The sequence below is a fragment of the Kineococcus aridisoli genome (assembly GCF_050871885.1).
GTDB lineage: Bacteria > Actinomycetota > Actinomycetes > Actinomycetales > Kineococcaceae > Kineococcus.
This window is the reverse complement of sequence record NZ_JBJLSF010000070.1, coordinates 1-25,958: the sequence shown is the minus strand read 5'-3', so window position 1 is coordinate 25,958 and position 25,958 is coordinate 1. Positions and strand designations below refer to the sequence as shown.

Here is a 25,958-nt window from a genome sequence, read left to right as displayed (position 1 = left end):
GCACCGCCGCAGCGGTGCGCGCCCCGTCCCGGGCCCCTCTCGCCGGGCTCAGCCCAGGCCGAAGCCGACCTTGCGGACCTCCGAGGCGCCGATGTCGACGTAGCCCAGCGACGCCGCCGGCACCACGACGAGACGGCCCTTCTCGTCCTTCAGCTGCAGCACCGAGCCGCTGGACAGCGCCCCGGTGACCGCCGCGGTGATCTCCTCGCTGGTCTGGGCCGACTCGAACACCAGCTCGCGTGCGACGTTCTGCACGCCGATCCGAACCTCCACCGCAGTCCCTCCCGGGTCATCGACTCGTCCTGCCTGCCCGCCACGCTAGTCGTCGCCGGTCGCGGGCGGCCCGCCGGTTCGCCGCCAGCGGACGCCGCGGGCGCTGCTGCCATGCTCGGGGCGTGCCCGCTCCGCTCCCGCCGCCGTCCCCGGCGACCCCCCGCAGCACCCCGCGCAGCTCCTCCCGCGGCACCGGCCGCCGGGCCGTGCTGCTGGGCGCCCTGGCCGCCGCGGGCCTGGCGGCCTGCTCCGGCGAGCGGGTCTCCCCGGCCTCCACCGCGTCGCCCACCGCGTCCAGCCCGTCGCCCACCGCGTCGTCCGCGTCGTCCGCGTCGCCGGCCGCTGCGGCGCCGGCCCCGCCGCCCGCGCCCGGCGCACCGCCGCTGCCGCCCGGGCTGACCGCGGCGGACGTGGCGGCGGGCGTCCTGCGGCGCGAGGTGCCCCAGACGGGCGGCGGGGACCTCCTCGTCGTGCCCGGCGGCGCCCCGGCGCCGGCCTCCGCGCGGGTGCGCACGCTGCGCGTGGAGGTGGAGCGCGACCTCGTGGACGCCGGGCTGCTCGACCCGGCCGCCTTCGCCGGCTTCGCCCTCGCGGTGCTCAACGACCCGCGCGGCTGGGGAGCCGGCGGGTCGACGAGCTTCGAGCGCACCGACGGCGACGCCGAGTTCCGCCTGGTGCTGGCCACCCCCGACACCTCGGCGGCGCTGTGCCGGCCGCTGCGCACCATGGGCACGCTCTCGTGCCGCAACGGCGACGCCGCCGTGCTCACCTGGTACCGCTGGGTGGAGGCGATCGCGGACTACGGCGAGGACCGCACCGGCTACCGGCAGTACGTCGTCAACCACGAGGTGGGCCACCTGCTGGGCCACGGGCACGAGCCGAACCCCGGTCCCGGCCGCCTCGCGCCGGTGATGGTCCAGCAGACCAAGGGCCTGCACGGCGCCCTGCCGAACCCCTGGCCCCACCCCTGAGCGCCCCGCCCGCCGCGCGCCCGCCGCGCGCCCGCCCGGCGAGGACCTGGCAGGCTGCCCGGGTGCCCGCCCTCCAGCTGCCCGCGCGCGCCGAGGAGGTCCTGGAGGTCGTCCACGCCATCCCCCGCGGGAGGGTGCTGACCTACGGCGACGTCGGTGAGGTCGTCGGCGACCGCGGCCCCCGCTTCGTGGGGAACGTGCTGCGCCGCTTCGGTTCCGACGCCCCGTGGTGGCGGGTGCTGCGCGCCGACGGCAGCGCCGCGCAGCCGCTGGCCGAGCGCGCCCTGGTGCACTGGCGCGAGGAGGGCGTGGCGCTGCGCCGCCTGGCCGCCGACCCCGCCGACGTGCGCGTCGACCTGGCCCGCGCCCGCTGGGACCTCGCCGGCTGGTCCGCCCCCTGGGAGCGGGAGCACCCCGGGCGGGAGCGCTCGTGAGCACCCTCGTCGAGGACCTGCGCACCGCCCGCCGCCGCTTCTCCGTGGAGTTCTCCCCGGCCCACGACGAGGAGACCGCCGCCCGGCAGTGGCGCAGCGTGCAGCGGCTGCGCGAGCTGGGCCCGCTGTTCGCCTCCGTCACCTACGGGGCCGGCGGCGGCGACCGGGAGGGCACCGTCGAGCTGGCCTCGCGGATCGCCCGCGAGGGCGGCGTGCGCCCGCTCGCGCACCTGACCGCCGTCGGCCAGAGCACGCAGCAGCTGCGCGGGGTGCTGCGCGAGCTGGCCGCGGGCGGGGTGCGCGACGTGCTCGCGCTGCGCGGCGACCCCGACGGCGACCCCGACGCCCCGTGGGAGCCGCACCCGCAGGGCCTGCAGCACGCCGACCAGCTGGTGCGCCTGGCCCGCGAGGAGGGTGCGGAGTCGGTGGGGGTGGCCGCCTTCCCGCTCGGGCACCCGGAGTCGCCGGACCTCGACACCGACCTGCGCCACCTGCTGGGCAAGCTGGCCGCGGGCGCCGGCTTCGCCATCGCCCAGCTGACCTACGACGTCGAGGACTTCCTGCGGCTGCGCGACCGCCTGGCCGCCGTCGGCTGCGAGGCGCCGCTGGTGCCCGGGCTGCTGCCCGTCACCAGCCCGAAGGTGCTGGAGGTCACCCGCCGGCTCACCCACGGCCACGAGCCGAGCTGGCTCAACCGGCGGCTGCAGCCGCTGCTGGACGACCGCGGGGCCTTCCGCGAGGAAGGGGTGCGGCTGGCCGCCGAGGACGGCCGCCGGCTGCTGGCCGAGGGCGTGCAGGTGCTGCACCTGTACTCCCTCAACGCCTCCTCCAACGTCGTGCGCCTCGTCGAGGAGCTGGGGCTGGCGGCTCCCGCGGCGCAGCGCCCCGCCGCCGGCTGACGGACGGCGCCCGCCGCCCGCGGGGGTGACCCGCCGCGGGCGGCGGGCACCTGTGGTGCGATGAGGTGGTGCTCCGGGAGAACGCCGACGACCACCGCGCGGACGCCCCCGGCGACCCGGGCGGCCCCGGCGACCCGGGCGGTGCGGGCGGGCCCGGGGAGCGCCCGCGGCCGCCGGTGCCGCGGCTGCTGCGCGCCCCGGCGCACGTGCCCGCGCCCCTGCAGCCGGACCCGGCGCAGCGCGCCGCGCGGGAGCGGCCGCGCGGCAGCGGCCCGCTGGTGGTGCTCGGCGCTCCCGGCAGCGGGCGCACGACGACCCTGCGCGAGGTGGTGGCCGCGCGCGTCGAGCGCGACGGCACGGCCCCCGACCGGGTGCTGGTGCTCGCCCCCTCGCGCCGGCAGGCGGACGCGCTGCGCGACGAGCTGTCGCTGCGGCTGCTGCGCACGAGCAGCGAGCCGGCGGCCCGCACGCCCGAGTCCTACGCCTTCGGCCTGCTGCGGCTGCTGCACGCCCGCGAGGGCGCGCCCGCTCCGCGCCTGATCACCGCCGCCGAGCAGGACGCCGTCCTGGCGGACCTGCTGCGCGGGCACCTGGAGGCCGCCGCCCCGCGCACCCGGCTCGACCACGCCCTCGCCGACGGGCCGGGGGAGCCCGCAGGGCCCTGGGACCCGGAGGCCGAGGACCTGGAGCCCTGGGACCCGGAGCCCGGGGTCGCCCCCGCGGCGCCCGGCTGGCCCGCCGACCTGCCGCCCGCGGCCTGGGAGCTGCGCGGCTTCCGCGACGAGCTGCGCGACCTGCTGATGCGCGCCGTCGAGCGCGGGCTGGGGCCGGCGGAGCTGGCCGAGCTCGGCCGCCGGCACGGCCGCCCGCAGTGGGAGGCGGCGAGCCGGGTGCTGGAGGAGTACCTGGCCGTCAACGCGCTCGGGCGGGCCGAGGCCTACGACCCCGCGGGCCTGCTGGAGGAGGCGGTCGAGCAGCTGCGGGCCTCGCCGCAGCTGCTGGCCGCCGAGCGCGAGCGCTGGGACCTCGTGGCCGTCGACGACGCCCACGAGCTGCCCGAGGCGGCGCTGCGGCTGCTCGAGGTCGTCGCCGGCGGCCGGGACCTGCTGCTGACCGCCGACCCGGACAGCGTCACCCAGGTCTTCCGCGGCGCGGACCCGCAGGCGGCCGCCGACCTGGCCGGGCGCTTCGGCGCCCGCGGCGTCCCGGCGGACACGGTGGTGCTCGGCACGCTGTGGCGCCAGCCGCCGCGCCTGCACGCGGTCAGCGCGGCGGTCGCCACCCGCATCGGCGCCCTCGGCGGCGCCGCGCAGCGCCGGGCCCGCCCCGCCCGGCCGCGGAGCGGTCGCGGTGCCCGCGTGGCGGTGCTGCCCTCGCCGGCGCAGGAGGCGGCATGGGTGGCGCAGCTGCTGCGCCGGCGGCACCTGCTGGAGGAGGTGCCGTGGTCGCGGATGGCGGTGCTCGTGCGCTCCACGCACCGCACCGCCCCGCTGCGCCGGGCCCTGGAGCGGGCGGGCGTGCCGCTGGCCCTGCCGCCGGCCGAGGTGCCGCTGCGCGACGAACCCGCGGTGCGGCCCCTGCTGACCGCGCTGGCGGTGGTCCTGGAGCCGGCGGCGCTCGACGAGGCCACCGCCCGCGAGCTGCTGACCTCGCCGCTGGGCGGCGCGGACGCCGTCGGGCTGCGCCGGCTGCGGCAGGCGCTGCGCGGCACCGGACCGGCTGCCGGCCACCCCGGCGACGCCGTGCTCACCGCCGCCCTGGCGCCCGCGCTCGCGGACGCGCCGGAGGACGAGGCGGCCCTGGGCGAGGACCCGGCTCCCGGCGAGGACCCGGCTCCCGGCGAGGACCCGGCTCCCGGCGAGGACCCGGCGCTGGAGCCGGTCCGCCGCGTCGCCGCCGTCCTGCGGGCGGGGCGGGCGGCGGCCACCGCCGCCGGCGCGGACGCCGAGACGGTGCTGTGGGCGCTGTGGGAGGCCACCGGGCTGGCGGAGCGCTGGCAGGAGGCGGCGCTGTCGCCGGTGCCGCCGGCGGGGTCCTCGGCGGAACCGCCGGCGCGGCACGCCGCCGTCGACCCCGCGCGCGCCGACCGCGACCTGGACGCCGTGACGGCGCTGTTCGACGCCGCCGCCCGCTTCGGCGAGCGCTTCCCCGGCAGCGAGGGCGCACGGCGCTTCCTGCACCGGCAGGCCGGTGCGCAGGTGCCCGAGGACACCCTCGCCGACCGGGCGCCGGACACCGCCGCCGTCACCCTCACCACGCCGCAGGGCGCGGTGGGGCGCGAGTGGGACCTCGTGGTCGTCGCGGGCGTGCAGGAGGGCGTCTGGCCGGACCTGCGCCTGCGCGGGTCGGTGCTGGGCGCGCAGGCGCTCGTCGACGTGCTGGCCGGTCGCGACGCCGACGGGCCGGGAGCCCGCCGGGTGGTCCTGGAGGACGAGCTGCGCCTGTTCCACGTGGCCGTCTCGCGGGCCCGCGAGGAGCTCGTCGTGACCGCCGTGCGCGACGGGGAGGAGCACCCGTCCCCCTTCGTGGACCTCGTCGCCGCGGTCCCCGGAGCCCGCACCGAGGACGGGGACCCGCCGGCACCGGGAGCGGCCCCGCAGGCGCGCCCGGTGTCCCTGCCGGCGCTGGTGGCCCGGCTGCGCCAGGTCGCGTGCGCGCCGGCCGCGGCCGAGGACCCGCGGCGGCGGGCGGCGGCCGCCGTGCGGCTGGCCGAGCTGGCCGCCGCCGGGGTCCCCGGCGCCGACCCCGCCGACTGGTACGGCCTGGAGCCGGTCTCCGGCACCGGGCCGGTGCGCGCGGACGGGGAGGTGGTCGTCTCGCCCTCGGAGGTGGAGACCTTCGAGCGCTGCGGGCTGCGCTGGTTCCTGGAGTCCTCCGGCGCCCGGCCGGCGCGCTCGCCCGGGCGCTCCCTGGGCAGCCTGGTGCACCGGGTGGCCGCGCAGGCGCCGGCGGCGGACGCCGCCGAGCTGCGCCGCCGCCTGGACGCGCTGTGGCCGTCGCTGGGGCTGCCGCAGGGGTGGGTGTCCGCCGCCGCGCGCGAGCGCGCCGGGCGCATGCTCGACAAGCTCGCCGACTACCACCGCGACGCCACCGCCCGCGGCCGCCGGCTCCTCGCCGTCGAGGCCTCCTTCGAGGTGCTCGTCGACGGGGTGCGCGTGCGCGGGCGCGTGGACCGGCTCGAGGCCGACGGCGACGGCCGTCCCGTCGTCGTCGACCTCAAGACCGGCCGGACGCAGCCGACGAGGGCCGAGGTGCAGCGCCACCCGCAGCTGGGCGTCTACCAGCTGGCCGTCGCCGCGGGCGCCTTCGGCGAGGCCACCGCACCCGGCGGGGCCCTGCTGGTGCAGCTGGGCGGGACCCAGCGCGCTGCGCCCCAGCAGCAGCAGCGCCCGCTGGAGGAGGACGAGGACCCGCGCTGGGCCGCGCAGCTGCTGCAGCGCGTGGCCGCCGGGATGGCCGCCGGCCGCTTCGAGGCCGTCGTCGGCCCCCAGTGCGGCACCTGCCCGGTGCTCAGCAGCTGCCCGGCCCACGACGCCGGCCGCAGCGTGGCGGCGGGAGGTCCCCGGTGAGCGCCCCGCGCTGGAGCGCGGCCGAGATCGCCGCGCGGCTGCGGCGGCCCGCGCCCACCCCGGAGCAGGTCGCCGTCGTGGAGGCCCCCGTCGAGCCGCTGCTGGTGGTCGCCGGCGCCGGGTCGGGCAAGACCGAGACGACGGCCTCGCGGGTGGTGTGGCTGGTGGCCAACGACCTCGTGGCCCCCGAGGACGTGCTGGGCCTGACGTTCACCCGCAAGGCGGCCGGTGAGCTCTCCGAGCGGGTGCGGCGCCGGCTGCGGGCGCTGCGGGCGCTGGGCGCGGGCGCCGGGACGGGCGTGCGGGCGGGGGAGCCCGTGGTCTCCACCTACCACGCCTACGCGGCCTCCCTGGTGGCCGACCACGGGCTGCGCCTGGGCGTGGAACCGCGCTCGCGGGTGCTCTCCGACGCCGGGGCCTGGCAGCTGGCCTCGGAGGTCGTGGAGACCTGGCGCGAGGACCTGCCGGGTGTCCAGGCCTCCCCGGGGACCCTGGCCACCGCGCTGCTGCAGCTGGCGGGCGAGTGCGCCGAGCACCTGGTGGACCCGGCGCAGGTGGCGCGCTTCGTCGACGAGCTCGACGCCCGGGTGCGGGCGCTGCCCAAGGACGCCGCGAGCGTGGCGCGGCACGGCGCGCACGTGCCGGGGGAGCCGTACGCGAAGGTGCGCGACCTGCTGGCCGTGCAGCGCACCCGCCGCGCGCTCGTGCCGCTGCTGGCGGAGTACGCGCGGCGCAAGCGCGAGGCCGAGCAGCTGGACTTCGGCGACCAGGTGCTGCTGGCGGCGCGGCTGGCGCGCGAGGTCGACGTGGTCGCGGCCGGCGAGCGGGCCCGCCACCGCGTCGTCCTGCTCGACGAGTACCAGGACACCAGCCACGCCCAGCTGAGCATGCTGCGGGCGCTGTTCGGCGGCGGGCACCCCGTCACCGCCGTCGGCGACCCGCACCAGTCGATCTACGGCTGGCGCGGTGCGAGCGCCGGCAACCTGCTGGACTTCCCCGTGCACTTCCCGCGCGCCGACGGCACCCCCGCCCGCCGGCTGCCGCTGGCCACGAGCTGGCGCAACGACGAGGCCGTGCTGGCGGCCGCCAACCTCGTCGCCGGGCCGCTGGGCGCGGGCCCGGACGCGGGCGGGCTCGCGGCGCTGCGCGCGCGCCCGGACGCGGGCACCGGCCGGGTGCGCACCGCGTTCGCGGAGACCGTCGAGGAGGAGGCCGCGCAGGTGGCCGCGCGGCTGGCGGAGGTGTGGCGCGCCGACTCCGAGCGGCTGGCGGCGCAGGCCCGGGTGCCGGGCGCCGACCCGCGCCCGCGGCGCACGACGGCCGTGCTGTGCCGCCGGCGCAGCCGCTTCGCCGTGCTGCAGCGGGCGCTGCACGAGGCGGGGCTGCCGGTGCGGGTGGTGGGCCTGGGGGGTCTGCTGTCCACCCCCGAGGTCCGCGACGTCGTGGCCACCCTGCACGTGCTGCACGACCCCGAGCGGGGCGACCAGCTGGCCCGGTTGCTGACCGGCGCCCGCTGGCGGCTGGGTGCGCGCGACCTGGCCGCCCTGGGCGACTGGGCCCGCCGGCTGCGGCGCGAGCGCCTGCACGGGCAGGGGGCCGTGGACGGGAGCGTGGACGGGAGCGCGGACGGGGGCGCCGGCCCCGCCGGCGAGGGGGAGCCCGCCAGCCTGGTCGAGGCGCTCGACGAGCTGCCGCCGCCGTCGTGGACCGCTGCGGGCGGGCCCGCGGAGCGGGAGCTGTCGCAGCCCGCCCGCGCCCGGCTGGAGCGGCTGGCCGCCGTGCTGCGCCGGCTGCGCACCCGCACCCACCTGCCGGTGGCCGACCTCGTCGGCGAGGTGGAGCGCGCGCTGCTGCTGGACGTGGAGGTGGCCGCGCGCCCGGGCAGCTCCCCGGCGGCCGCGCGCGCCGACCTGGACGCGCTGGCCGACGCCGCGGCCTCCTTCGCGGCGAGCGCGCAGCGTCCCGGCCTCGGCGGGTTCCTGGCGTGGCTGGAGGCGGCCGAGGAGCGCGAGCGCGGTCTGGAGCCGGGTGCCGCGGACGTGGCGCCCGACGCCGTCCAGCTGCTGACCGTGCACGCCGCCAAGGGCCTGGAGTGGGACGTCGTCGCCGTGCCCGGCCTGGTGGAGGGCACCTTCCCGGCGGTCGGCGCCGGCGCGCCCGGCTGGCTCGGCGGCACCGGCGCGGCGGGGGTGCTGCCGTACCCGCTGCGCGGGGACCACGAGCACCTGCCCCGCTTCGAGGTCGAGGGCGCCGGCACGCAGAAGGAGCTGGACGCAGCCCGCGAGCGCTTCCTGGCCGCCTGCGGCGAGCACGAGCTGGCCGAGGAGCGGCGGCTGGCGTACGTGGCGTTCACCCGCGCCCGCGAGGAGCTCCTGCTCTCCGGCGCCTGGTGGGACGAGGGCAGCACGGCGCGCGGGCCCTCGCGCTTCCTGGACGAGCTGCTGCAGGCGCCCGCGGGGGCGGTGCCGGGCCTGGTGCGCCTGCCGCCGGCGCCCGCCCCGCCGCCGGGCACCCCCAACCCCCGGACGGCGGACCCGCGGCGCGCCGCGTGGCCCGCGGACCCGCTGGCCGCGCGCCGCGCCGACGTGGAGACCGGTGCGGCGCTGGTGCGCGCGGCCCTGCGCGGGCGGGCGGGCGGCGTCGACGACGCGGACGGCGTCGCGGCCGACGCGGGCGACGCGGGCGGGGGCGCGGCACCGGTGGAGGACGAGGAGGTCGCCGGGTGGGCCGAGCAGAACCGGCTGCTGCTGGCCGAGCGGGCCGCGGTCCGGCCGCCGCAGGTCGTGCTGCCGGCGCACCTGTCGGCCTCCCGGCTGGTGCTGCTGGCCCGGGACCCGGACGAGCTGGCGCTGGTGCTGCGCCGGCCGGTGCCGCAGCGACCGCTCCCGGCGGCGCGCCGCGGGTCGGCGTTCCACGCCTGGCTGGAGCAGCGCTTCAGCGCCGCACCGCTGCTGGACCTGCCGCAGCCCGGTCAGGACGAGGAGGACGAGCGGGACGCCGGGGGCGCCGGGCACGGGGAGGACGGGGAGGACGCCGACGCGCTCGCGCAGCTGCAGCGCCGCTTCCTGGCCTCGGAGTGGGCCGGGCGCCGGCCGGTGGCGGTGGAGGTGGCGGTGCAGACGCCCGTGGCGGACCTGCTCGTGCGCGGGCGCATCGACGCGGTCTTCCGCGACGAGGTGGACGGGCGCACGCGCTGGGACGTCGTGGACTGGAAGAGCGGGCGGCCGCCGACGGGGGAGGCCGCGCGGGCCCGCGACGTGCAGCTGGCGGTGTACCGGCTGGCCTGGTCGCGCTGGCGGCAGGTGCCGCTGGCCGACGTCAGCGCCGCGTTCTTCCACGCGGCGACGGGGGAGACGGTGCGGCCGGTGGACCTGCTGGGGGCCGCGGAGCTGGAGCGGCTGGTGCGCTCGGTGCCGCTCGCCTGACGCCGCGCGCCCGGGACCGCGCCCGGGACCGCGCGGCCGAGCCGCTCAGCCGCCCAGGTCGAGGTCCACGACGAGGCAGCGGTGGTCGCTGCCGCCGAGGGGCTGGATGCTCGCCGATACCCGGGCGCCGGGTGCCAGGCCGTCGGCGAGGGCGTGGTCGAGCTGGATGCGCGGGGCCGGCGAGGGGAAGGTCGGGCCCGTGGCCAGCGGCGCCCACGGCAGCACCCGCCGCACCACCCCCGGCGGCAGGTTGAGGTCGCCGAGCAGGACCAGCGGTCGCGGCAGGTCCGCGGCGAAGGTGCGCACGGCCCGCAGCTGCCCGATCGCCCGCGGCGGGGAGAACGACAGGTGGGTGCACAGCACCGTCAGCGGCCCCGCCGCGGTCTCGACGACCGCGGCGACGACGGCGCGCTGCTCGTCGGGGATCCAGCGCAGCCCCGCGCCGGGCAGCACCAGCGGCAGCCGGCCGCGGCCGGCCGCCATCCGGTGCTCCCGCCAGCTGCGCACCGGCAGCCGGCTGAGCAGCGCGATGCCGTAGGAGGGGGTGCCCGGCTGCGTGCCGGCGGCGTCGCGGAAGCCGCCGGGCGTGCCCGGGGTGCCGTGCACCGTCGCCGTGAAGCGCCCCCGCCCGCCGATCGCGGCGGCCAGCTGCGCGGTCTGGTCGGTCCCGCCGCTGCGCGGCAGGAGGTGGTCGACCTCCTGGACGGCGACGACGTCGGCGCCCAGGCCGGCGACGGCGGTGGCCAGGGCCGCGGTGTCCACCGCGCCGCTGCCCAGGTCGCGCCCGGAGGCGGCGTTGACCGACGCCACGCGCACCCGCACGCCGCTCAGCTCCGCACCCCGGGTGCCCGGCGGTCGCGCACCTCAGGTGCCCAGCGGCACGGAGTCGGCGTGCGCGTCGAGGTCGTCCAGCATCCGCCGGGCGTCCTCGACGATCGCCCCGTCCTCCACGCGCAGGCCCAGCAGCAGCCAGCGGGCCAGGGCCAGCTCGCCGGCCAGGCGGGCGCGCAGCAGCAGGTCGGGGTCCGGCGGCTCGGAGCGCGCGTGCGCGTACGCCTCCAGCACCGACTCCAGCGCGTCCGGGTCGGCGCCGACTGCCAGCCAGGCGAAGTCGTCGGCGGGGTCGGCGATCTTGGCGTCCACCCAGCCGGTGATGCCGGTGAGCACCTGGCCGTCGGTGCGCACGTGCTCGCCGACGAGGTCGCCGTGCACGGGGGTGGCCGCGAAGCGCCAGTGGGTGACGTCCTCCATGAGCACCTCCCAGCGCGTCAGCAGCCGGGGCGGCACGTGACCGGTGGCGGCGGCGCGGTCCAGCTCGGACAGCCGCCGCTTGCGGTACTCCTCGGCGTCGTAGACGGGCAGGCCCGTGTCGGCGACGACGGCGCCGTCGATCTGGTGCAGCGCGGCCAGCCCGGCGCCCAGGGAGGCGGCCAGGCCGGGGCCGGGGCGCAGGGAGCCCGGGTCCAGCGGGGTGCCGGGCAGCTCGCGGTGCACCACGCAGCGCCCGCCCTCGGGCAGCACGAGGGTGCCGGCCGGCTGCGGCACGGCGAAGGGCAGCGGGTCGCGCAGCCGGGCCAGCAGCTCCACCTCGGCGTCCAGCGCCGCGGCCGCGGCGGGCCGGCGCGGGGAGCGCACGACGAAGCGGCGCTGCTCGGCGTCGACGACGACGGCGGTGTCGAAGTCGGCGCCGTCGTCGTCCGCGGGGCCGACGGCCACCACGTCCAGGCCCCGCACGGCGGCGGTGGCGAGGGCGGCGAGGACCTGGGGCGAGCGGGCGGGCACGCCCCCACGGTAGGGCCCGCGGTGCTGCATAGGCTGCAGGAGTGACCCCCGTGAGCCTGCCGAGTCCTCCGCTGCGCGACCTGGCCCTGTCCCGCCAGCAGCTCGACCGGGCGGGCGCCGCGCGCAGCGCCCCGGGGCTGCTGGAGCGGCTGTGGGCCTCGCCGGGCACCCGCGTGCTGCGCGTGCACGCCGGCCGCGCGCCCGTGGTGGTGACCGGCGAGGGCCCGCGCCTGGTGCTGCGGGCCCCCGCCGAGGTGCCCGCACCGGGGCCGGAGGACCTGCAGCTCTACCTCGGCGTGCAGGACGGCGTGGAGCACCTGGCGGTGGTCTCCGCCGACGCCGAGCCGGAGGCGGCCGACGGCTCGGCCGGCGACGAGGAGTGGCGCGGGCTGCGGGAGGTCGGCGAGCAGCTGCCGGCGCGCGACGCGGGGCTGTTCACCGAGGCGCTGTCGATGGGCAACTGGCACGCCGTGACGCGCTTCTCCCCGCGCACGGGCGAGCCGCTGGACGCGGCGCAGGCGGGCTGGGTGAAGGTCGAGCCGGGCGGCAAGGAGCACTTCCCGCGCACCGACGCCGCGGTGATCATGGCGGTGATCAGCCCGGACGACCGGCTGCTGCTGGGCCACCAGCCGGTGTGGCCGGCCAACCGCTACTCGGTCCTGGCGGGCTTCGTGGAACCCGGGGAGTGCTTCGAGGACACCGTGCGCCGGGAGGTGCTGGAGGAGGCGGGGATCGTCGTGGGCAGCGCCCCGGAGGACGTGCGCTACCTGGGCAGCCAGCCGTGGCCCTTCCCGGCGAGCATCATGGTCGGCTTCGCCGCCCGCGCGCTCACCACCGACATCCGCGTCGACGGCGACGAGATCGCGCTGGCGCGGTGGTTCACCCGCGAGGAGCTCGCCGAGGAGGTCGGTGCGGGGCGGGTGCTGCCGCCGCCGGGGGTCTCCATCGCCCGGCGGCTCATCGAGGCCTGGTACGGCGGACCGCTGCCGGTGCCCGCGGGCGACTCCTGGGCCTGAGGGCCTGAGGGCCTGAGGGCCCGAGGGCCTGAGGGCCCGCGCCCCGGCCCGCTAGCCGCGCACCAGCTCGGCGGGGTGGCGGGGGTCCTCGCAGCGCAGCACCGCGGTGGCGCGCTCGGCCGGCTCGGACTCGGCCAGGTAGCGGTGCCAGCCGCCGAGCACCCGCTCGGCGTCCGCGGCGCCCACCCGCCGGCGCACGGCCGCGTCGGAGGTGGACAGGTGCACCACGGCGTCGAAGCCCCACCGCAGGTCGTCGCGCAGCAGGAAGGGGCCGGCGAAGACGAGGACGGCGTCGTCGGGGACGGCCTCGCGCGGGGCGCGCGAGGCGCGGTCGGTGCCCGGGTCGTGCAGCGAGGGCACCCACCAGCGGCCGGTGCCCTCGCCGAGCGGGCCCAGGACCTCGCGCCAGAGCCCGGCGACGTCGAGCCAGCCGTCGTGGAAGGCGTCCGGGTCGTCGCGGCCGTGCTCCAGGCGCAGCGAGCGCGGGCGCCAGAAGCCCGACCAGCCGGCCGTCAGCACGGGGCGGGCGGCGGCGCGCAGGGCGTCGGCCAGGTGCCCGGCGTACCAGGCGGTGTCGGCGTCCACGGCGCCGTCGACGCCGACGCGGGCGCCGGGCGGCAGCGCGGCGGCCCACCGGTCGGCGAACTCGCGCGGACCGGTGGGCCGGAAGGCGGTGCTCAGGAGGCGAGCTTGGACTTCACCTCGGCCACCGAGGGGTTGGTGGCCGCGGAGCCGTCGGGGAAGAGCAGCGTCGGCACCGTCTGGTTGCCGCCGTTGACGCTCATGACGAAGTCGGCCGCGTCGGGGACCTCCTCGATGTTGACCTCCGAGTAGCTGATGCCCTCGCGGTCCATCTGCGACTTCAGGCGGCGGCAGTAGCCGCACCACGTCGTCGTGAACATCGTGACGCTGCCTGCGGCCGGAGCCTCGATCGTCGGCACTGCGCGCTCCTCACTCGATTGCGTGCGGGGTGGCACCCGCGGTCCCTCGTGCTGTGGTGCCAACCGCGGGCTCCCCACGCATCTTCCCGCCGCCGGTGTCCACACCCGCCGGTCCGGCCTGTCGCCAGGGTGCCCGGGGAGTTGAGAGGATGGCCCGGCCATGACGACCGCACCCGACCTCGCGCACCGCGCCGGCTCGCGTCCCGACGCCGACTCCGTCCTCGACGGCCTCGACCCCGAGCAGCGGCAGGTCGCGACGACCCTCGACGGCCCCGTCTGCGTGCTGGCCGGCGCCGGCACCGGCAAGACGCGCGCGATCACCCACCGCATCGCCTACGGGGTGCACTCGGGCGCCTACGTGCCCAACCGGGTCCTCGCCGTCACCTTCACCGCCCGCGCCGCGGGGGAGATGCGCACCCGGCTGCGCGACCTCGGGGTGGCGGGGGTGCAGGCGCGCACCTTCCACGCCGCCGCGCTGCGCCAGCTGCAGTTCTTCTGGCCGCAGTCCATCGGCGGCACCCTGCCGAACCTCGTCGAGCACAAGGCGCCGCTGGTCGCCGACGCCTGCAACCGGCTGCGCATCCAGGCCGACCGCACGCGGGTGCGCGACCTGTCCGCCGAGGTCGAGTGGACCAAGGTCATGCTCGTCGACCCCGACGACTACGTGCGCGTGGCCGCCGCCGCCGGCCGCGGCGAGCCGGGCGGGCTGGACCTGTCGACGGTCGCGCGGGTGGTGCGCACCTACGAGGACGTCAAGACCGACCGCGCCGTCATCGACTTCGAGGACGTCCTGCTGCTGACGGCCGGCATCCTCGACGAGCGCCCGGACGTGGCCGCCACGGTGCGCGAGCAGTACCGCCACTTCGTCGTCGACGAGTACCAGGACGTCTCCCCGCTGCAGCAGCGGCTGCTCGACCTGTGGCTGGGCGAGCGCCGGGACCTGTGCGTGGTCGGCGACGCCAGCCAGACGATCTACTCCTTCGCCGGGGCGACGCCGGAGCACCTGCTGGACTTCCCCCGCCGCCACCCGGGGACCACCCTCGTGCGGCTGGTGCGCGACTACCGCTCGACGCCCGAGGTGGTGCAGCTGGCCAACTCGGTGCTGTCGATGGCCTCCGGCCGGCACGCCCGCGCCCGCCTGGAGCTCATCGCCCAGCGCCCCTCGGGCCCGCCGCCCACGTTCACCGCCTACGACGACGACGTCGCCGAGGCCACCGGTGTCGCGGCCCGCATCGCCGCCGAGGTGCGCGCCGGCCGCAGCGCCAAGGACATCGCCGTGCTGTTCCGCACCAACGGCCAGTCGCAGGCGCTGGAGTCCGCGCTCGCCGACGCCGGCGTGGGCTACGTCGTGCGCGGCGGGGAGCGCTTCTTCTCCCGCAAGGAGGTGCGCGACGCGATCGTCCTGCTGCGCGGGGCGGCGCGCTCGGCGGTGCCCGGCCACGAGCTGGGCGCGGAGACCCGCGCGGTGCTCACCTCCGCCGGCTGGGCCGAGCACGCGCCCAGCGCCGGCGGCGCGACCCGCGAGCGCTGGGAGTCGCTGCAGGCGCTGGTCGTCCTCGCCGACGAGCTGGCCGCGGCCCGGCCCGGCGCGACGCTGGCCGACCTCGTCGACGAGCTCGTCGAGCGCGGCCAGGCCCAGCACGCCCCGACGGTCGACGGGGTGACCCTGGCGTCCCTGCACGCGGCCAAGGGCCTGGAGTGGGACGTCGTGCACCTCGTCGGCGTCAGCGAGGGGCTGCTGCCGATCTCCTTCGCCGAGACGCCCGACGACGTCGAGGAGGAGCGCCGCCTGCTGTACGTGGGCATCACCCGTGCGCGCGAGGCCATCCACGTCTCGTGGGCGAACGCGCGCACCCCCGGCGGCCGGGCCAGCCGCAAGCCCTCGCGCTTCCTCGACGCGGTGCGCCCGCAGACCGCGCCGGCCGGGCGCCGCGCGACCTCGGCGACGGGTGCGCGCCCCTCGCGCCGCAGCGGGCCGATGGTGTGCCGGGTGTGCGGCACGTCGCTGACCGCGGCCGTCGACCGCAAGCTCGGCCGCTGCGCGGACTGCCCCTCCAGCTACGACGAGGCGGTGTTCGAGGCGCTGCGCGAGTGGCGCAGCGCGACGAGCAAGGAGGCCGGCGTGCCGGCCTACGTGGTGTTCACCGACGCCACCCTCGTGGCGATCGCCGAGGCGGCGCCCGCCGACACCGCCGCGCTCGCGAGGATCCCGGGCGTGGGCCCCTCCAAGCTGGACAAGTACGGCGACGAGGTCCTGGCGGTGCTCTCCCGCGGTTGACGCGGCTCCGTCAGGGATCGCCGTCGTCGTTGCGGCGCAAGGCTTCTCCTCCCCCTCGCCCGGTGGTTGAGAACGTCACCAGAAGAAGTCGGCGAAACCCGCGGAAAAAGACGTTGTCGTCGTCACCGCGGTGCCCCTACAGTCGGGAGCACGACAGCGCGCAGGCCGCGCGCGGGTACCGGTGAGGGGAGGGCAGACCAGTGGACACCACGACCACGGATCCGACGTTCGACGCGGTGCAGCAGTTCACCGTCGACGCCGTCACCTGCCCCGGCACCACCCTCGTCGTCCGCGACACCACCGCCACGGCCGCCGTCTCCGGCGCCCCGTGGCAGCGCAGCCACGCGTCCACCCGGGTCACGTCCATGGGTGGAGTGCGTCCGCTGCAGGTGATCGCCGCGCGTCTGCGCGTCGACGAGAAGGACGCCTACACCTTCCCGCCCGTGGGGAACCCGACCTGGAGCCCACCGGTCTAGCACCTAGACCGGCTCTCCCAGGCCGCGGACCCCGCACCACTCGGGTCCGCGGCCACTTTGCGTTCGTGGGCTCTTCGACGTCGAACCACCCGCCGGAGAACGCAGAGAGATGAACCCCTCCACCCCGCCTCGAACCACCCCGCACCGCGCGTACCGAGAAACCGCCGACCCCACCGCTGTCCACGCACGAGCTGAGGAGGTGAGCGGCGTGCAGCGCCGCCACACGCCGGACCCGTTGCCCTGCCGCCGCTACGACGCCGAGCTCTGGTTCGCCGAGAAGCCCGAGGACGTCGAGCTGGCCAAGTCCCTGTGCCAGGACTGCCCGCTCGCGAACGCTTGTCTCGCAGGCGCTCTCGAGCGCGTCGAACCGTGGGGCGTGTGGGGTGGGCAGCTGGTCGTCGCCGGTGTCGTCGTCCCGCGCAAGCGCCCTCGCGGGCGTCCGCGCAAGCACCCCGTGGCCGCCTGACCGTGGCCACCCGCACCAGCGGCACCACCACCAGCACGCACGAGCCCGGCGCCGCCGCGCTCGCCACCGCTCCGCCCGGGAACCCCGGGCGCGGAACTCCCCGGAGAAGGTCGCAGATGTCCTACGTCGAAGAACTGCTCGTCCGAGAACGCATCGCCGAGGCGCACCGCACCGCGGCCCGGGTGCGCGCCGCCCGGGTGCTGCGCGCCCGGCGCCGCGCCGAGGTCGCCGCCCGCCGCGCCGCGGTGCTGGCCGAACGCGCCGAGGCCGTGGCCTCGCAGCTGCCGGCCGGTGAGCTCGTCCACGCCTGAGGGCGCCCCGGGCGCGACCCGCCTCAGGAGCGCCGGCCCGGCCGCCCGGCCGGCAGGGGGAGGTCGACGCACCCGCACTGCGGGTGCGCCGACCACCACCGCTGGCGCACCGTCCCCTCCGGCAGCAGCAGCTCCAGCGTGGCGCCCACCGCGCCGGCACCCGCGCCGTCGAGGTGCGCCAGCACCTGCAGCCCCGCCAGCCCGGCGACCGCACGGGCGGTCGCGCTCTCCTCGACCCACCCCGGTCCGTGCACGAACGCGTCCACGACGGCCGGCCAGCCGGGGTCGGCGTCGGTGACGTGCAGGTCCAGGCAGCGCAGGCAGGCCGAGCGGCCGGGGACCACGAGCGGCCCGACCACCGCGTCGGTGTCGCGCAGCACCACCGACAGGTGCGGCACGCCGTCGGCCAGCAGCCCGTCCGCCCGCACCGCGTGCGCGGCGTGGTGGGTGATGAGCACCACGAGGTCCGCCGGTGCCGCCGGCCGCGCCCGCGCCGGGGGGAGCGCCACCGGGTCCTCCGTGACGAGCGTGCCGATGCCCGCGTCGTCGAGCAGCTGCAGGAGCAGCCGGGCGGTCCTGCCGCCGCCCACCACGGCGACCGCCGCCGCCGCCCGCGCCGCGAAGCGCTGCACGGGCGGGGGGCCCGCGGGGTCGAGGGCAGCCCACGCGCTCGCGTCGGCGACCAGGCGCGCCTCGACACCCGCCCCCCCGGCCGGCCGGCCGGGGAGCCCCAGCGGCTCCACCCCGGCGGTGGCCGCCGGCCCCACCCCGGCCGCCCCCGGCACGCGGGGACCCAGGACGGTGGCGCTGCGGGGGGTGGAGCCGATCTGCAGGAGGCCGCCGGGGCGGCGCGCGACGGGGAGCCCCGTCGGCGTCGTCGCGGGCGGGGGCGGGAGCGCACGGGACACGCGGCCACCCTGCCGCAGTCCGGGACCCGGCCCCCGGCGCCGTCCACAGCCCCGCGGGGCGTGGACGCGCCGGAGCGGGGTCAGGAGGCCTTGCCGAGGATGCGGTTGAGGTTGGTGTCGCAAACCGGGCACTTGCCCTTGGCCATGCGGCGGCCGTTGGTCTCCACGACCTGGCCCTCCGCCTCGCGCTTCTCCTTGCACTTCACGCAGTAGAACTCGCCGGTCCAGGTGTCGGCCATGGTGCCTCCTCGTCTCGGTGGAACGGTCGTCCTGTCCGGCATCGTGCCCTGAGCGCGTGCATCGGGCGCGTCGGCGCGCCCGCACCCGCGATCCGTGGTGTGCTGGAGGACCCACCGGCGTGATCGCGAATCCGGACGCGCGGGCGCACCTCGCGCTACCCTGCGGCAATGAGGGCTCACCGAGCAGGTGCAGCAGCCCTCGACGCCGCCTCCGCGGCGGTCGAGGTGGACGACGTGGCGGACGACGTCGAGCCGATCAGCCTCACCGTGGACACGGCCACCGACGACGGCACCCCCGCCGACGCGCCCGAGCACGGCCCCGGTGGGGCCGGGCGTCCCGTCACCGACCTCGCCGACCGGCGGGTCGACGTGCGCCGCAGCCGGCGCCGCACCCGCACGGTGTCCGCCTACCGCGACGGCGAGCGGACCGTCGTGCTCATCCCGGCCCGCTTCAGCCTCGTCGAGGAGCGCGAGTGGGTCGAGCGCATGGTGGGCCGCCTGGAGGCGGCCGACCGCCGGCGCAACCCGTGCGAGGGGGACCTGCTCGACCGCGCCCGCGAGCTGTCCCGGCGCCACCTGGACGGCCTGGCCCGTCCCCGTTCGGTGACGTGGGCCGACAACCAGCACCACCGCTGGGGCTCCTGCACCCCTGCGGACGCGAGCATCCGCCTCTCCAGCAGGCTGCAGGGGATGCCGGGCTGGGTCCTGGACTACGTGCTGCTGCACGAGCTGGCGCACCTGCTGGTGCCCACCCACTCGCGCGCCTTCTGGGACCTGCTGCAGTCCTACCCGCGCACCGAGCGGGCGCGGGGGTTCCTGGCCGGCGTTGACCACGCCACGGGCCACGAGGGCCCGGGCCACCACGACGACGACGGCGGGGACGAGGGGGCCGACGGCGGGGCCGGGGACGCGGCACCCGCCGTCCAGGTCACCTCGACCGGCTGGGACGCGCCCGCCTGAGCGGCCGGGCGCCGCCGGCCCTGCCGGCCCGGACGGCCCTGCCGACCCTGCCGGCCCGGACGGCCGCGACGCCCGTCGGGGTCGCGGCCGGCCGGGTGCGGGTGCTCAGCCCTTGCCGTCCCCGCCGCCGGCCGCGCCGGCGTCCCCGCCGCCGTCCAGCAGGTCGCGCAGCGCCGCATCCATCGCGTCCTCGCCCTCCACGGGCGCGTCGGCGGCGCCCAGGCGGCGCTCCACGAAGGCCGCCACGTCGTCGAGGTCGTCGGCGGTCGGCAGCAGGTCCGGGTGGTCCCACACGGCGTCGCGGGCGCTGCGGTCGCCGCGCGCGAGCAGCTGCTCCCACAGCGCGCTCGCCTCCCGCGCCCGGCGCGGGCGCAGCTCCAGGCCCACGAGCACCGCGAAGGCGTGCTCGGCCGGCCCGCCGGTGGCCCGGCGGCGGCGCATCGTCTCGCGCAGCGCGGCCGCGTGCGGCAGGACGTTCCGGGCGGCCTCGTCGCTGACGTGGTCCACCCAGCCCTCGACGAGGGCGAGCGCCGTCTCCAGCCGGGACAGCGCCGCCTTCTGCTGCGGGGTGCTCTCGGGCTCGAAGATGCCCGAGCCGAGCGCCTCCTGCAGCGACTCGGGGTTGGTCGGGTCGACCTGGCGGGCCGCCTCGGCGATGCGCTCGCCGTCGACGCTGATGCCGCGGGCGAAGGACTCCACGCTGCCGAGCAGGTGGCTGCGCAGCCACGGCACGTGCGCGAACAGCCGCTGGTGGGCGGCCTCGCGCAGCGCCAGGTAGCGGCGCACCTCGTCCAGCGGCACCTCCAGGCCGTCGGCGAAGGAGCGCACGTTGGTCGGCAGCAGGGCCGCCCGGCCGCTCGGCGCCAGCGGCAGGCCGACGTCGGTGGTCGCCACGACCTCGCCGGCGAGCTGGCCGATGGCCTGGCCCACCTGCATCCCGAAGACGCCCCCGCCGACCTGGCGCAGCACGGCGCCCGCCGAGCCGAGCATCGCCGCGAGCTCCGGCGGTGCCTGCGCGGCCATCGCGTCGCCCATGGCGGCGGCGACGTTGGTGGCCACGGGCTCCACGAGCTGGCGCCAGACCGGCATCGTCCGCTCGACCCACTCCGCGCGGCTCCACGCCTCCAGGGTGGTGGCCGCCTGCTCGAGGTCGGTGACGCCGTCCAGCCACAGGTCCGCCACCCGCAGGGCGTCCTCGACCTCGCGCCGGTCCACCGCGTTGGGCGTGGGGTCACCGGTCTGCGCGGCGGCCTGGCGGGCCAGGTCGTGCGCGACGTCCCAGTTCACCGGGGCGTCGGAGGGGGTGGAGAGGAACTTCTGCAGCTGGGCGAGCACCTGCCCCATGACGGCCGGGTCGAAGCCCGCCTCGCCGAAGCCCGGGATCGCACCGGGGAAGCCGGCGGGGAAGCCGGCGGGGAACCCGCCGGGCACCTGGCCGCCGGGGAACTGCCCGCCGAAGAGCGGACCGAGCAGGTCCTCCAGGGGGTTGCCGCTGCCCGAGGGCTGCCCGGGCTTGGGCGCGGGCGTGCCGGACGGGCGGAAGCCGGGCTGGCCCCCCGCCTCCCGGTCCTCGCGCGGGGTGTCCTCGGGGCCGTCCTCGCCCTCGGGGCGCTCGCGCCCCTCGTCGTCTCGCTGGTCCACCGTGTCCTCCGCCTCCTGGACCGCGGCCGCCCGCGTGCGGGCCGTCGCGGTCCGGTTCCGTCTTCCGCAGGTCGCCTCCCATGATGACGCCCCGCCCCGGGCACGACGAGCGGCGGGAGCGCCGCGTTCCGCCCCGGACCCGGTCGGCGGCGGACTTCGCGGGCAGCGAACGTAGGGTGCGGGGGTGTCGAGCGCAGCCCCCGGCGACCTCCCGTCCGGTGTCCCGGACGAGGTCCCGGACGAGGTCCCGGGCCGTGGACCGGGCCGGGGAGCGGGTGACGCGCCGGGTGCGGACGCGGGTGCCGGGGAGGGTGCCGAGCGCCCGGGCCTGTCGGCGCGCGGGCTGCTGCTGGCCGTCTCCGCCTTCACCGCCGTCCTGCTGACGGCGCTGCTGGGGGTCCTGCACGTGCCGTACGTGGCGCTCAGCCCGGGACCGGTGGTCGACGTCATCGCCGGCTCCCACGCGGGGCAGGGGCAGGGGCGGGACGGGGACGAGGGGTCCGTCGAGGGGCTCATCTCGATCACCGGTGCGCAGACGCACCCGACCGACGGCGCGCTGGACCTCACCACGGTCTCGGTGCGCGGGGGGCCGGGGCTGGAGATGACGCTGGGGGAGCTGCTGCTGAGCTGGCGCGACCCGGACGTCAGCGTCGCCCCCCGCGCGCTGTACTACCCCGGCGAGCAGACCCAGCAGGAGGCCGACGAGCGGAGCGCGGCGGAGATGACGGGCTCGCAGGAGAACGCCAAGGTCGCCGCCCTGCGCGAGCTCGGCATCGACGTGCCCGCCACGACCACCACCCGGGTGGAGCAGGTGGCCGCCGACGCCCCCGCGGCGCGGGTGCTGCGCCCCGGCGACACGATCACCTCCGTGGACGGCGCGCCCGTCGCCGACTTCGCCGCCCTGCAGGCCGCCGTGCGGGCGCTGCCCGCGGACGCCCCCGTCACCCTGGGCCTGACCCGCGGCGGCGAGGCGCAGACGGTGTCCACGCGCACGGTCTCCGCCGGCGGGGTGACGCTGCTGGGCATCACGCCCGACGTCGACCACGACTTCCCGTTCTCCATCGACATCGCCATCGACGACGTCGGCGGGCCCAGCGCGGGCACGATGTTCGCCCTGGGCATCGTCGACGAGCTGACGCCGGGGGCCATGACGGGCGGTGAGCACGTCGCCGGGACGGGCGCGATCGCCGCCGACGGGACCGTGCTGGAGATCGGCGGCCTGCGCCAGAAGGTCATCGGCGCCCGCGCGGAGGGCGCCCGCTGGTTCCTCGCGCCGCGCGCGGAGTGCGGGCAGGTCGCCGGTGCCGTCCCGGAGGGCATCACCGTCCTGCCCGTCTCCACGCTGCACGAGGCGCGCACCGCCGTCGAGGCGATCGGCGCCGGCGAGGGCGGCGCGCTGCAGACCTGCGAGGCGGTGGCCGCCGGCTGAGCCGGTGGCCGCCGGCGGCGCGTGGCCGCCGGGCGGTCCCCGGTCCAGCGCCCTCAGTCCAGCGTCGCCTGCAGCGCGCTCACCAGGCCCGGCACGAGGTCGGCGCCCATGGCCACCTCGCCGTCGGAGTCCTTCGAGCGCGAGCGCACCGCGCACTCGTGGCGGCCGTCGCGCAGCACGCCGACGGCGATGCGGACGTCCTCGGCCAGCGGGTGGGCGGCCAGCGCGCGGGCGCGGGCCTCGTCGTCGGCCGGTGCCGCGGCGCGCACCTCGGCCTCGGCGTCCGGCGGCACGAGGATGCGCTCGACGACGAGCGCGGCGCCGTCGACGCCCTCGGGCCAGGCGAGCTGGCCGAGCAGCTCGTCGAGGTCGGCCACGTCGGGGACGCCCTCCTGCTCCACGGAGGTCAGGTGGCCGGCGTCGGCGCGGGCCTCCTGCACGACGTGGGCGGGCAGGCGGTCGGCGAGGTCCGGGTCGCGGCGCAGCGCCTCGGCCGTGCGCACGAGGGCGAACAGCCGCAGCGGGGCCCCCCAGCCGTCGGCGGCCACGTAGCGCTCGATCTCGGCGACGGCCCGCCACAGGGAGGGGGTGGCGGGGGCGGGACCGGGGGTCGCAGGGGGCAGCGCGTCGGAGCTCACGGCCCCGATGGTGGCACGTCCCGCGGACGGCCCGCCGGACCCGTGCGGCCTCCTCACCGTCCCCGCACGAGCCCTCGCACCGCTCCCGCACGAGTCCCGGCGCCGCTCCCGGCGGCCGTCCCGGGCCCCGCCGGGGGCGCGAGGGGGAGTCCGGCAACGAACTGGTCACGATGCGGCGTGACGGGCACCCGCCCGGCGGCTTGTAAGTTGCCTGGTCGTGAGCTTCCCACCTCGCCGCCCCTCGCGGCCGGTGCTGCGGCGTCGTCGCCGCGGCGCCGCCCTGCCGACCGTCCTCGCCCTCGTCGCGCTCGTCGTCGTCGTGGTCGTCGGCTCCCGCATCACCGCCGACGTGTGGTGGTTCGACCAGCTCGGCTTCCTGCAGACCTTCACGACGAAGCTGTGGCTGCAGATCGCGCTCTTCGCCGTCGGAGCCGCGCTGCTGTCGGCCGCCGTGGCGCTCTCGCTGAGCGTGGGCTACCGCTCCCGCCCCGTCTACGCGCCGCTGTCGACCGAGCAGGCGGGGCTGGACCGCTACCGCGAGTCCCTGGAGCCGCTGCGCCGCGTCGTCGTCCTCGCGCTGTCCCTGGCGGCGGGCCTGTTCGGCGGCTCGGTCGCGGCCGGGCGCTGGGAGACGCTGCTGCTGTGGGTCAACCGCCAGCCCTTCGGGCAGGAGGCCCCCGAGGTCGGCATGGACCAGGGCTTCTACGTCTTCACCCTGCCCTGGATCAGCTTCGTCGTGAGCTTCCTGTCCGCGGCCGTGGTGCTCTCCGGCATCGCCGCGCTGGCCACGCACTACCTGTACGGCGGGCTGCGGCTGTCCGGCGGCGGGCAGCGCACGACGCGGGCGGCGCGCATCCACCTGGCCACGCTCGCCGCCGCCTTCCTGCTGCTGCGCGCCGCCGGCTACTGGCTGGACCGCTACGAGCTGATGGTCTCCAGCTCCGGCAACGTGGCGGGCGTCGTCGGCCCGACGGCCACGGACGCGACCGCCGTGCTGCCGGCCAAGGCCATCCTGACCGTCGTGGCCGTCGTCGTGGCCGGGCTGTTCGTCGCGGCCGCGGTCGGCGCCAGCTGGCGGCTGCCGGCGATCGGCACGGCGCTGCTCGTCGTGAGCGCCGTCGCCGTCGGCGGCATCTACCCGTGGGTCGTGCAGCGCTTCCAGGTCAGCCCCAACCGGCAGACCGCCGAGGCCGAGTACGTGCAGCGCAACATCGACGCCACGCGCACCGCCTACGACCTCGCGGACGCGGAGGTCACCGAGTACCAGGCGGACACCGAGGCGACGGCGGGCCAGCTGCGCGAGGACGCGGCGACCATCCCGGGCATCCGGCTGCTGGACCCCTCGGTGGTCGGCGCGGCGTTCCAGCAGACGCAGGGGCAGCGCAACTACTACCGCTTCCCCGACGTCCTGGACGTCGACCGCTACAGCCTCGGCGGGGACACCACCCAGGACACCGTCATCGCCGCCCGCGAGCTCAACCTCGACGGCCTGGCCGACAACCAGCAGACCTGGGTCAACCTGCACACCGTCTACACCCACGGCTACGGCGTCGTCGCCGCCCGCGGCAACCAGCGCACCAACGACGGCCGCCCGGACTACTTCGAGGCGAACATCCCCTCGACCGGTGAGCTGGGCGAGTACGAGCCGCGCATCTACTTCGGCGAGAACACCCGGGACTACTCGATCGTCGGCGGCGCCGGGGACCCGGTCGAGATCGACTACCCGGACAACTCCCCGCGCGGCTACGCCCTCACCAAGTACGACGGCCCGGGCGGGGTTCCGGTGGACGGCCTGCTGCGCAAGTCCGTCTACGCGCTGAAGTTCGCCGAGGGCAACATCCTGCTGTCCGACCGCGTCAACGACGGCGCGAAGATCCTCTACGACCGCACCCCGCGCGAGCGGGTCGAGAAGGTCGCCCCGTGGCTGACGATGGACGGCGACGCCTACCCGGCCGTCGTCGACGGCCGCGTGACGTGGATCCTCGACGGCTACACCACCTCCGCGTCCTTCCCGTACTCGGCGGCGACGGAGCTCGGCGAGGTCACCGTCGACACCCTCACCGAGACCGGTCAGAGCGTGCAGGCGCTGCAGGACCGGACGGTCAACTACGTGCGCAACTCGGTGAAGGCGACCGTGGACGCCTACACCGGCCAGGTCACCCTCTACGCCTGGGACGAGCAGGACCCGGTCCTCAAGGCGTGGATGCAGGCCTTCCCGGACGCGGTGGAGCCGCTGTCGGCCGTGGACGAGCAGCTGATGGAGCACTTCCGCTACCCGCAGGACATGTTCAAGGTGCAGCGCGAGGTCCTCGCCCGCTACCACGTCACCGACGCCAGCTCCTTCCTCACCGGCCAGGACTTCTGGCAGGTGCCGGGCGACCCGACCGCGGACGTGCCCGAGGGCACGGCGGCCCCGACGCAGCCGCCGTACTACCTCACGCTGCAGATGCCCGGTCAGGACGCCCCGGCCTTCAGCCTGACGTCCAACTACGTGCCGGCCTCCAACAACCGCGGCGGCGGCAACCAGATCCTCACCGGCTTCGCCGCCGTGGACTCCAACGCGATGGCGCCCGGCGGCGGCAAGAGCGAGGACTACGGCCGCATCCGGCTGCTGGAGATCCCGCAGGCCGCCACCGTCCAGGGGCCGGTGCAGGCGTGGAACACCATCCAGTCCAACGCCGCGGTCGCCGAGCAGATCCGCCTGCTGGGGCTGGGCAACTCGACGGTCATCGACGGCAACCTGCTCACCCTGCCGGTCGGCGGGGGCGTGCTCTACGTCGAGCCGATCTACGCGCAGAGCACGGGGGAGAACTCCTTCCCGCAGCTGCGCAAGGTCGTCGCCGTCTTCGGCGACCAGGTCGCCATCGCCGACACCCTCACCGCGGCGCTCGACGACGTCTTCGCCGGGGACTCCGGGGCCAGCGCGGGTGACGAGGGCGCCGCGCCGGTGCCGGGTTCGCCCACCCAGAGCCCGGCCCCTGCCCCCACGCCGGGCCCGAGCGGGTCGCCGACCGCCGACCCGGGCGCGCAGGTGCAGCTGGACCAGGCGCTGCAGCAGGCCCGGCAGGCGATCACCGACTCGCAGGCGGCGCTGCAGCGCGGCGACTTCACCGCCTACGGCGAGGCGCAGGCCCGCCTGCAGGCCGCGGTCGACGCGGCCGTGGCGGCCGAGGCCCGGCTGGAGGAGCCGGCCGCGGCGCCCTCGCCGTCCAGCCCCTCGGCCTCCGGGGCTCCGCCCGAGGGCGGCACCCCCAGCGGTGCGCCGACGCCCTGAGCCCGACGCCGGTCCGGGGACCCGTCCC

The 25,958-nt window shown here is 78.0% G+C and carries 22 protein-coding genes; 13 read left to right on the top strand and 9 right to left on the bottom strand.

The window, feature by feature from the left end:
• Positions 1-48: 48 nt before the first annotated feature.
• The gene (locus tag ACRYM2_RS17110; RefSeq protein ID WP_166616580.1) at positions 49-273 is read right to left on the bottom strand and encodes a DUF3107 family protein; all 225 of its coding nucleotides are present in this window, start codon (positions 271-273) and stop codon (positions 49-51) included.
• A gap of 122 nt (positions 274-395) precedes the next feature.
• Here ACRYM2_RS17110 and ACRYM2_RS17105 point away from each other — a divergent pair, with 122 nt between their 5' ends.
• The 5 genes from ACRYM2_RS17105 to ACRYM2_RS17085 all read left to right on the top strand — a co-directional run bounded on the left by ACRYM2_RS17105 (position 396) and on the right by ACRYM2_RS17085 (position 9,571).
• Entirely contained in the window at positions 396-1,244 is an 849-nt protein-coding gene (locus tag ACRYM2_RS17105; protein WP_432523637.1) for a DUF3152 domain-containing protein, read from the top strand.
• 62 nt (positions 1,245-1,306) lie between these two features.
• Positions 1,307-1,678: an MGMT family protein gene (locus ACRYM2_RS17100; RefSeq protein ID WP_432523636.1), complete on the top strand. Its 372-nt coding sequence runs from the start codon at positions 1,307-1,309 to the stop codon at positions 1,676-1,678.
• Positions 1,675-2,577, top strand: coding sequence for a methylenetetrahydrofolate reductase (locus tag ACRYM2_RS17095; protein WP_432523635.1), 903 nt, complete (start codon positions 1,675-1,677; stop codon positions 2,575-2,577). The genes ACRYM2_RS17100 and ACRYM2_RS17095 overlap by 4 nt, the downstream gene beginning before the upstream one ends.
• A 68-nt stretch (positions 2,578-2,645) precedes the next feature.
• Positions 2,646-6,146, top strand: coding sequence for an ATP-dependent helicase (locus tag ACRYM2_RS17090; protein ID WP_432523634.1), 3,501 nt, complete (start codon positions 2,646-2,648; stop codon positions 6,144-6,146).
• Positions 6,143-9,571, top strand: coding sequence for an ATP-dependent helicase (locus ACRYM2_RS17085; protein ID WP_432523633.1), 3,429 nt, complete (start codon positions 6,143-6,145; stop codon positions 9,569-9,571). Before ACRYM2_RS17090 ends, ACRYM2_RS17085 begins: the two co-directional genes overlap by 4 nt.
• Before the next feature lie 45 nt (positions 9,572-9,616).
• On the opposite strand, the gene ACRYM2_RS17080 is transcribed toward ACRYM2_RS17085, so the two are convergent.
• Complete coding sequence (locus ACRYM2_RS17080) at positions 9,617-10,393, bottom strand: endonuclease/exonuclease/phosphatase family protein (RefSeq protein WP_432523632.1); 777 nt, start codon at positions 10,391-10,393, stop codon at positions 9,617-9,619.
• Between the two features lie 42 nt (positions 10,394-10,435).
• Positions 10,436-11,353, bottom strand: a complete 918-nt coding sequence (locus ACRYM2_RS17075) for a phosphotransferase (RefSeq protein WP_432523631.1) — start codon at positions 11,351-11,353, stop codon at positions 10,436-10,438.
• A gap of 50 nt (positions 11,354-11,403) precedes the next feature.
• Between ACRYM2_RS17075 and nudC the strand changes: the two genes are divergently transcribed.
• Positions 11,404-12,369 (top strand): NAD(+) diphosphatase, encoded by a 966-nt coding sequence (gene nudC / locus ACRYM2_RS17070; RefSeq protein WP_432523630.1) that lies wholly within the window; start codon positions 11,404-11,406, stop codon positions 12,367-12,369.
• A gap of 51 nt (positions 12,370-12,420) precedes the next feature.
• Here the strand turns inward: nudC and ACRYM2_RS17065 are convergent, their stop codons facing one another.
• Both ACRYM2_RS17065 and ACRYM2_RS17060 read right to left on the bottom strand, forming a co-directional pair.
• Entirely contained in the window at positions 12,421-12,954 is a 534-nt protein-coding gene (locus ACRYM2_RS17065; RefSeq protein WP_432523629.1) for a nucleoside/nucleotide kinase family protein, read from the bottom strand.
• 92 nt (positions 12,955-13,046) lie between these two features.
• Entirely contained in the window at positions 13,047-13,271 is a 225-nt protein-coding gene (locus tag ACRYM2_RS17060) for a mycoredoxin (RefSeq protein ID WP_432523639.1), read from the bottom strand.
• A 199-nt stretch (positions 13,272-13,470) separates the two neighbouring features.
• On the opposite strand from ACRYM2_RS17060, the gene ACRYM2_RS17055 reads away from it, so the two are divergent.
• The 4 genes from ACRYM2_RS17055 (at position 13,471) to ACRYM2_RS17040 (ending at position 16,841) form a co-directional block, all read left to right on the top strand.
• The gene (locus tag ACRYM2_RS17055) at positions 13,471-15,588 is read left to right on the top strand and encodes an ATP-dependent DNA helicase UvrD2 (RefSeq protein WP_432523628.1); all 2,118 of its coding nucleotides are present in this window, start codon (positions 13,471-13,473) and stop codon (positions 15,586-15,588) included.
• Between the two features lie 200 nt (positions 15,589-15,788).
• The gene (locus ACRYM2_RS17050; protein ID WP_432523627.1) at positions 15,789-16,064 is read left to right on the top strand and encodes a hypothetical protein; all 276 of its coding nucleotides are present in this window, start codon (positions 15,789-15,791) and stop codon (positions 16,062-16,064) included.
• Between the two features lie 109 nt (positions 16,065-16,173).
• Positions 16,174-16,530 carry a WhiB family transcriptional regulator gene (locus tag ACRYM2_RS17045; RefSeq protein ID WP_432523626.1) on the top strand — a complete coding sequence of 119 codons (357 nt, stop codon included), beginning with the start codon at positions 16,174-16,176 and terminating at the stop codon, positions 16,528-16,530.
• A 116-nt stretch (positions 16,531-16,646) separates the two neighbouring features.
• Positions 16,647-16,841: a hypothetical protein gene (locus tag ACRYM2_RS17040; RefSeq protein ID WP_432523625.1), complete on the top strand. Its 195-nt coding sequence runs from the start codon at positions 16,647-16,649 to the stop codon at positions 16,839-16,841.
• Between the two features lie 23 nt (positions 16,842-16,864).
• Here ACRYM2_RS17040 and ACRYM2_RS17035 read toward each other — a convergent pair whose 3' ends face one another.
• Both ACRYM2_RS17035 and ACRYM2_RS17030 read right to left on the bottom strand, forming a co-directional pair.
• Positions 16,865-17,749, bottom strand: a complete 885-nt coding sequence (locus ACRYM2_RS17035) for a hypothetical protein (RefSeq protein WP_432523624.1) — start codon at positions 17,747-17,749, stop codon at positions 16,865-16,867.
• An 80-nt stretch (positions 17,750-17,829) separates the two neighbouring features.
• A complete protein-coding gene (locus ACRYM2_RS17030) occupies positions 17,830-17,988 on the bottom strand; it encodes a DUF5679 domain-containing protein (protein WP_166616313.1) in 159 nt (52 codons plus the stop codon).
• Between the two features lie 369 nt (positions 17,989-18,357).
• Between ACRYM2_RS17030 and ACRYM2_RS17025 the strand changes: the two genes are divergently transcribed.
• Positions 18,358-18,948 (top strand): M48 metallopeptidase family protein, encoded by a 591-nt coding sequence (locus ACRYM2_RS17025; RefSeq protein WP_432523638.1) that lies wholly within the window; start codon positions 18,358-18,360, stop codon positions 18,946-18,948.
• Positions 18,949-19,053: 105 nt separating this feature from the next.
• Here the strand turns inward: ACRYM2_RS17025 and ACRYM2_RS17020 are convergent, their stop codons facing one another.
• Entirely contained in the window at positions 19,054-20,589 is a 1,536-nt protein-coding gene (locus tag ACRYM2_RS17020; protein ID WP_432523623.1) for a zinc-dependent metalloprotease, read from the bottom strand.
• 184 nt (positions 20,590-20,773) lie between these two features.
• On the opposite strand from ACRYM2_RS17020, the gene ACRYM2_RS17015 reads away from it, so the two are divergent.
• Positions 20,774-22,018, top strand: coding sequence for a YlbL family protein (locus ACRYM2_RS17015; RefSeq protein WP_432523622.1), 1,245 nt, complete (start codon positions 20,774-20,776; stop codon positions 22,016-22,018).
• Between the two features lie 53 nt (positions 22,019-22,071).
• Here ACRYM2_RS17015 and ACRYM2_RS17010 read toward each other — a convergent pair whose 3' ends face one another.
• Positions 22,072-22,656, bottom strand: coding sequence for a PPA1309 family protein (locus ACRYM2_RS17010; protein ID WP_432523621.1), 585 nt, complete (start codon positions 22,654-22,656; stop codon positions 22,072-22,074).
• Positions 22,657-22,873: 217 nt separating this feature from the next.
• Between ACRYM2_RS17010 and ACRYM2_RS17005 the strand changes: the two genes are divergently transcribed.
• On the top strand, positions 22,874-25,930 hold the full coding sequence (locus tag ACRYM2_RS17005; protein ID WP_432523620.1) for a UPF0182 family membrane protein: 3,057 nt from the start codon (positions 22,874-22,876) through the stop codon (positions 25,928-25,930).
• Positions 25,931-25,958: the final 28 nt, after the last annotated feature.

What these genes read in the sequence shown, in the direction of transcription:
- ACRYM2_RS17045 (WP_432523626.1), top strand. Translation starts at nt 16,174, where the DNA reads ATGAACCCCTCCACCCCGCCTCGAACCACCCCGCACCGCGCGTACCGA.
- ACRYM2_RS17030 (WP_166616313.1), bottom strand. Translation starts at nt 17,988, where the DNA reads ATGGCCGACACCTGGACCGGCGAGTTCTACTGCGTGAAGTGCAAGGAG.
- ACRYM2_RS17055 (WP_432523628.1), top strand. Translation starts at nt 13,471, where the DNA reads ATGACGACCGCACCCGACCTCGCGCACCGCGCCGGCTCGCGTCCCGAC.
- ACRYM2_RS17060 (WP_432523639.1), bottom strand. Translation starts at nt 13,271, where the DNA reads ATGTTCACGACGACGTGGTGCGGCTACTGCCGCCGCCTGAAGTCGCAG.
- ACRYM2_RS17040 (WP_432523625.1), top strand. Translation starts at nt 16,647, where the DNA reads ATGTCCTACGTCGAAGAACTGCTCGTCCGAGAACGCATCGCCGAGGCG.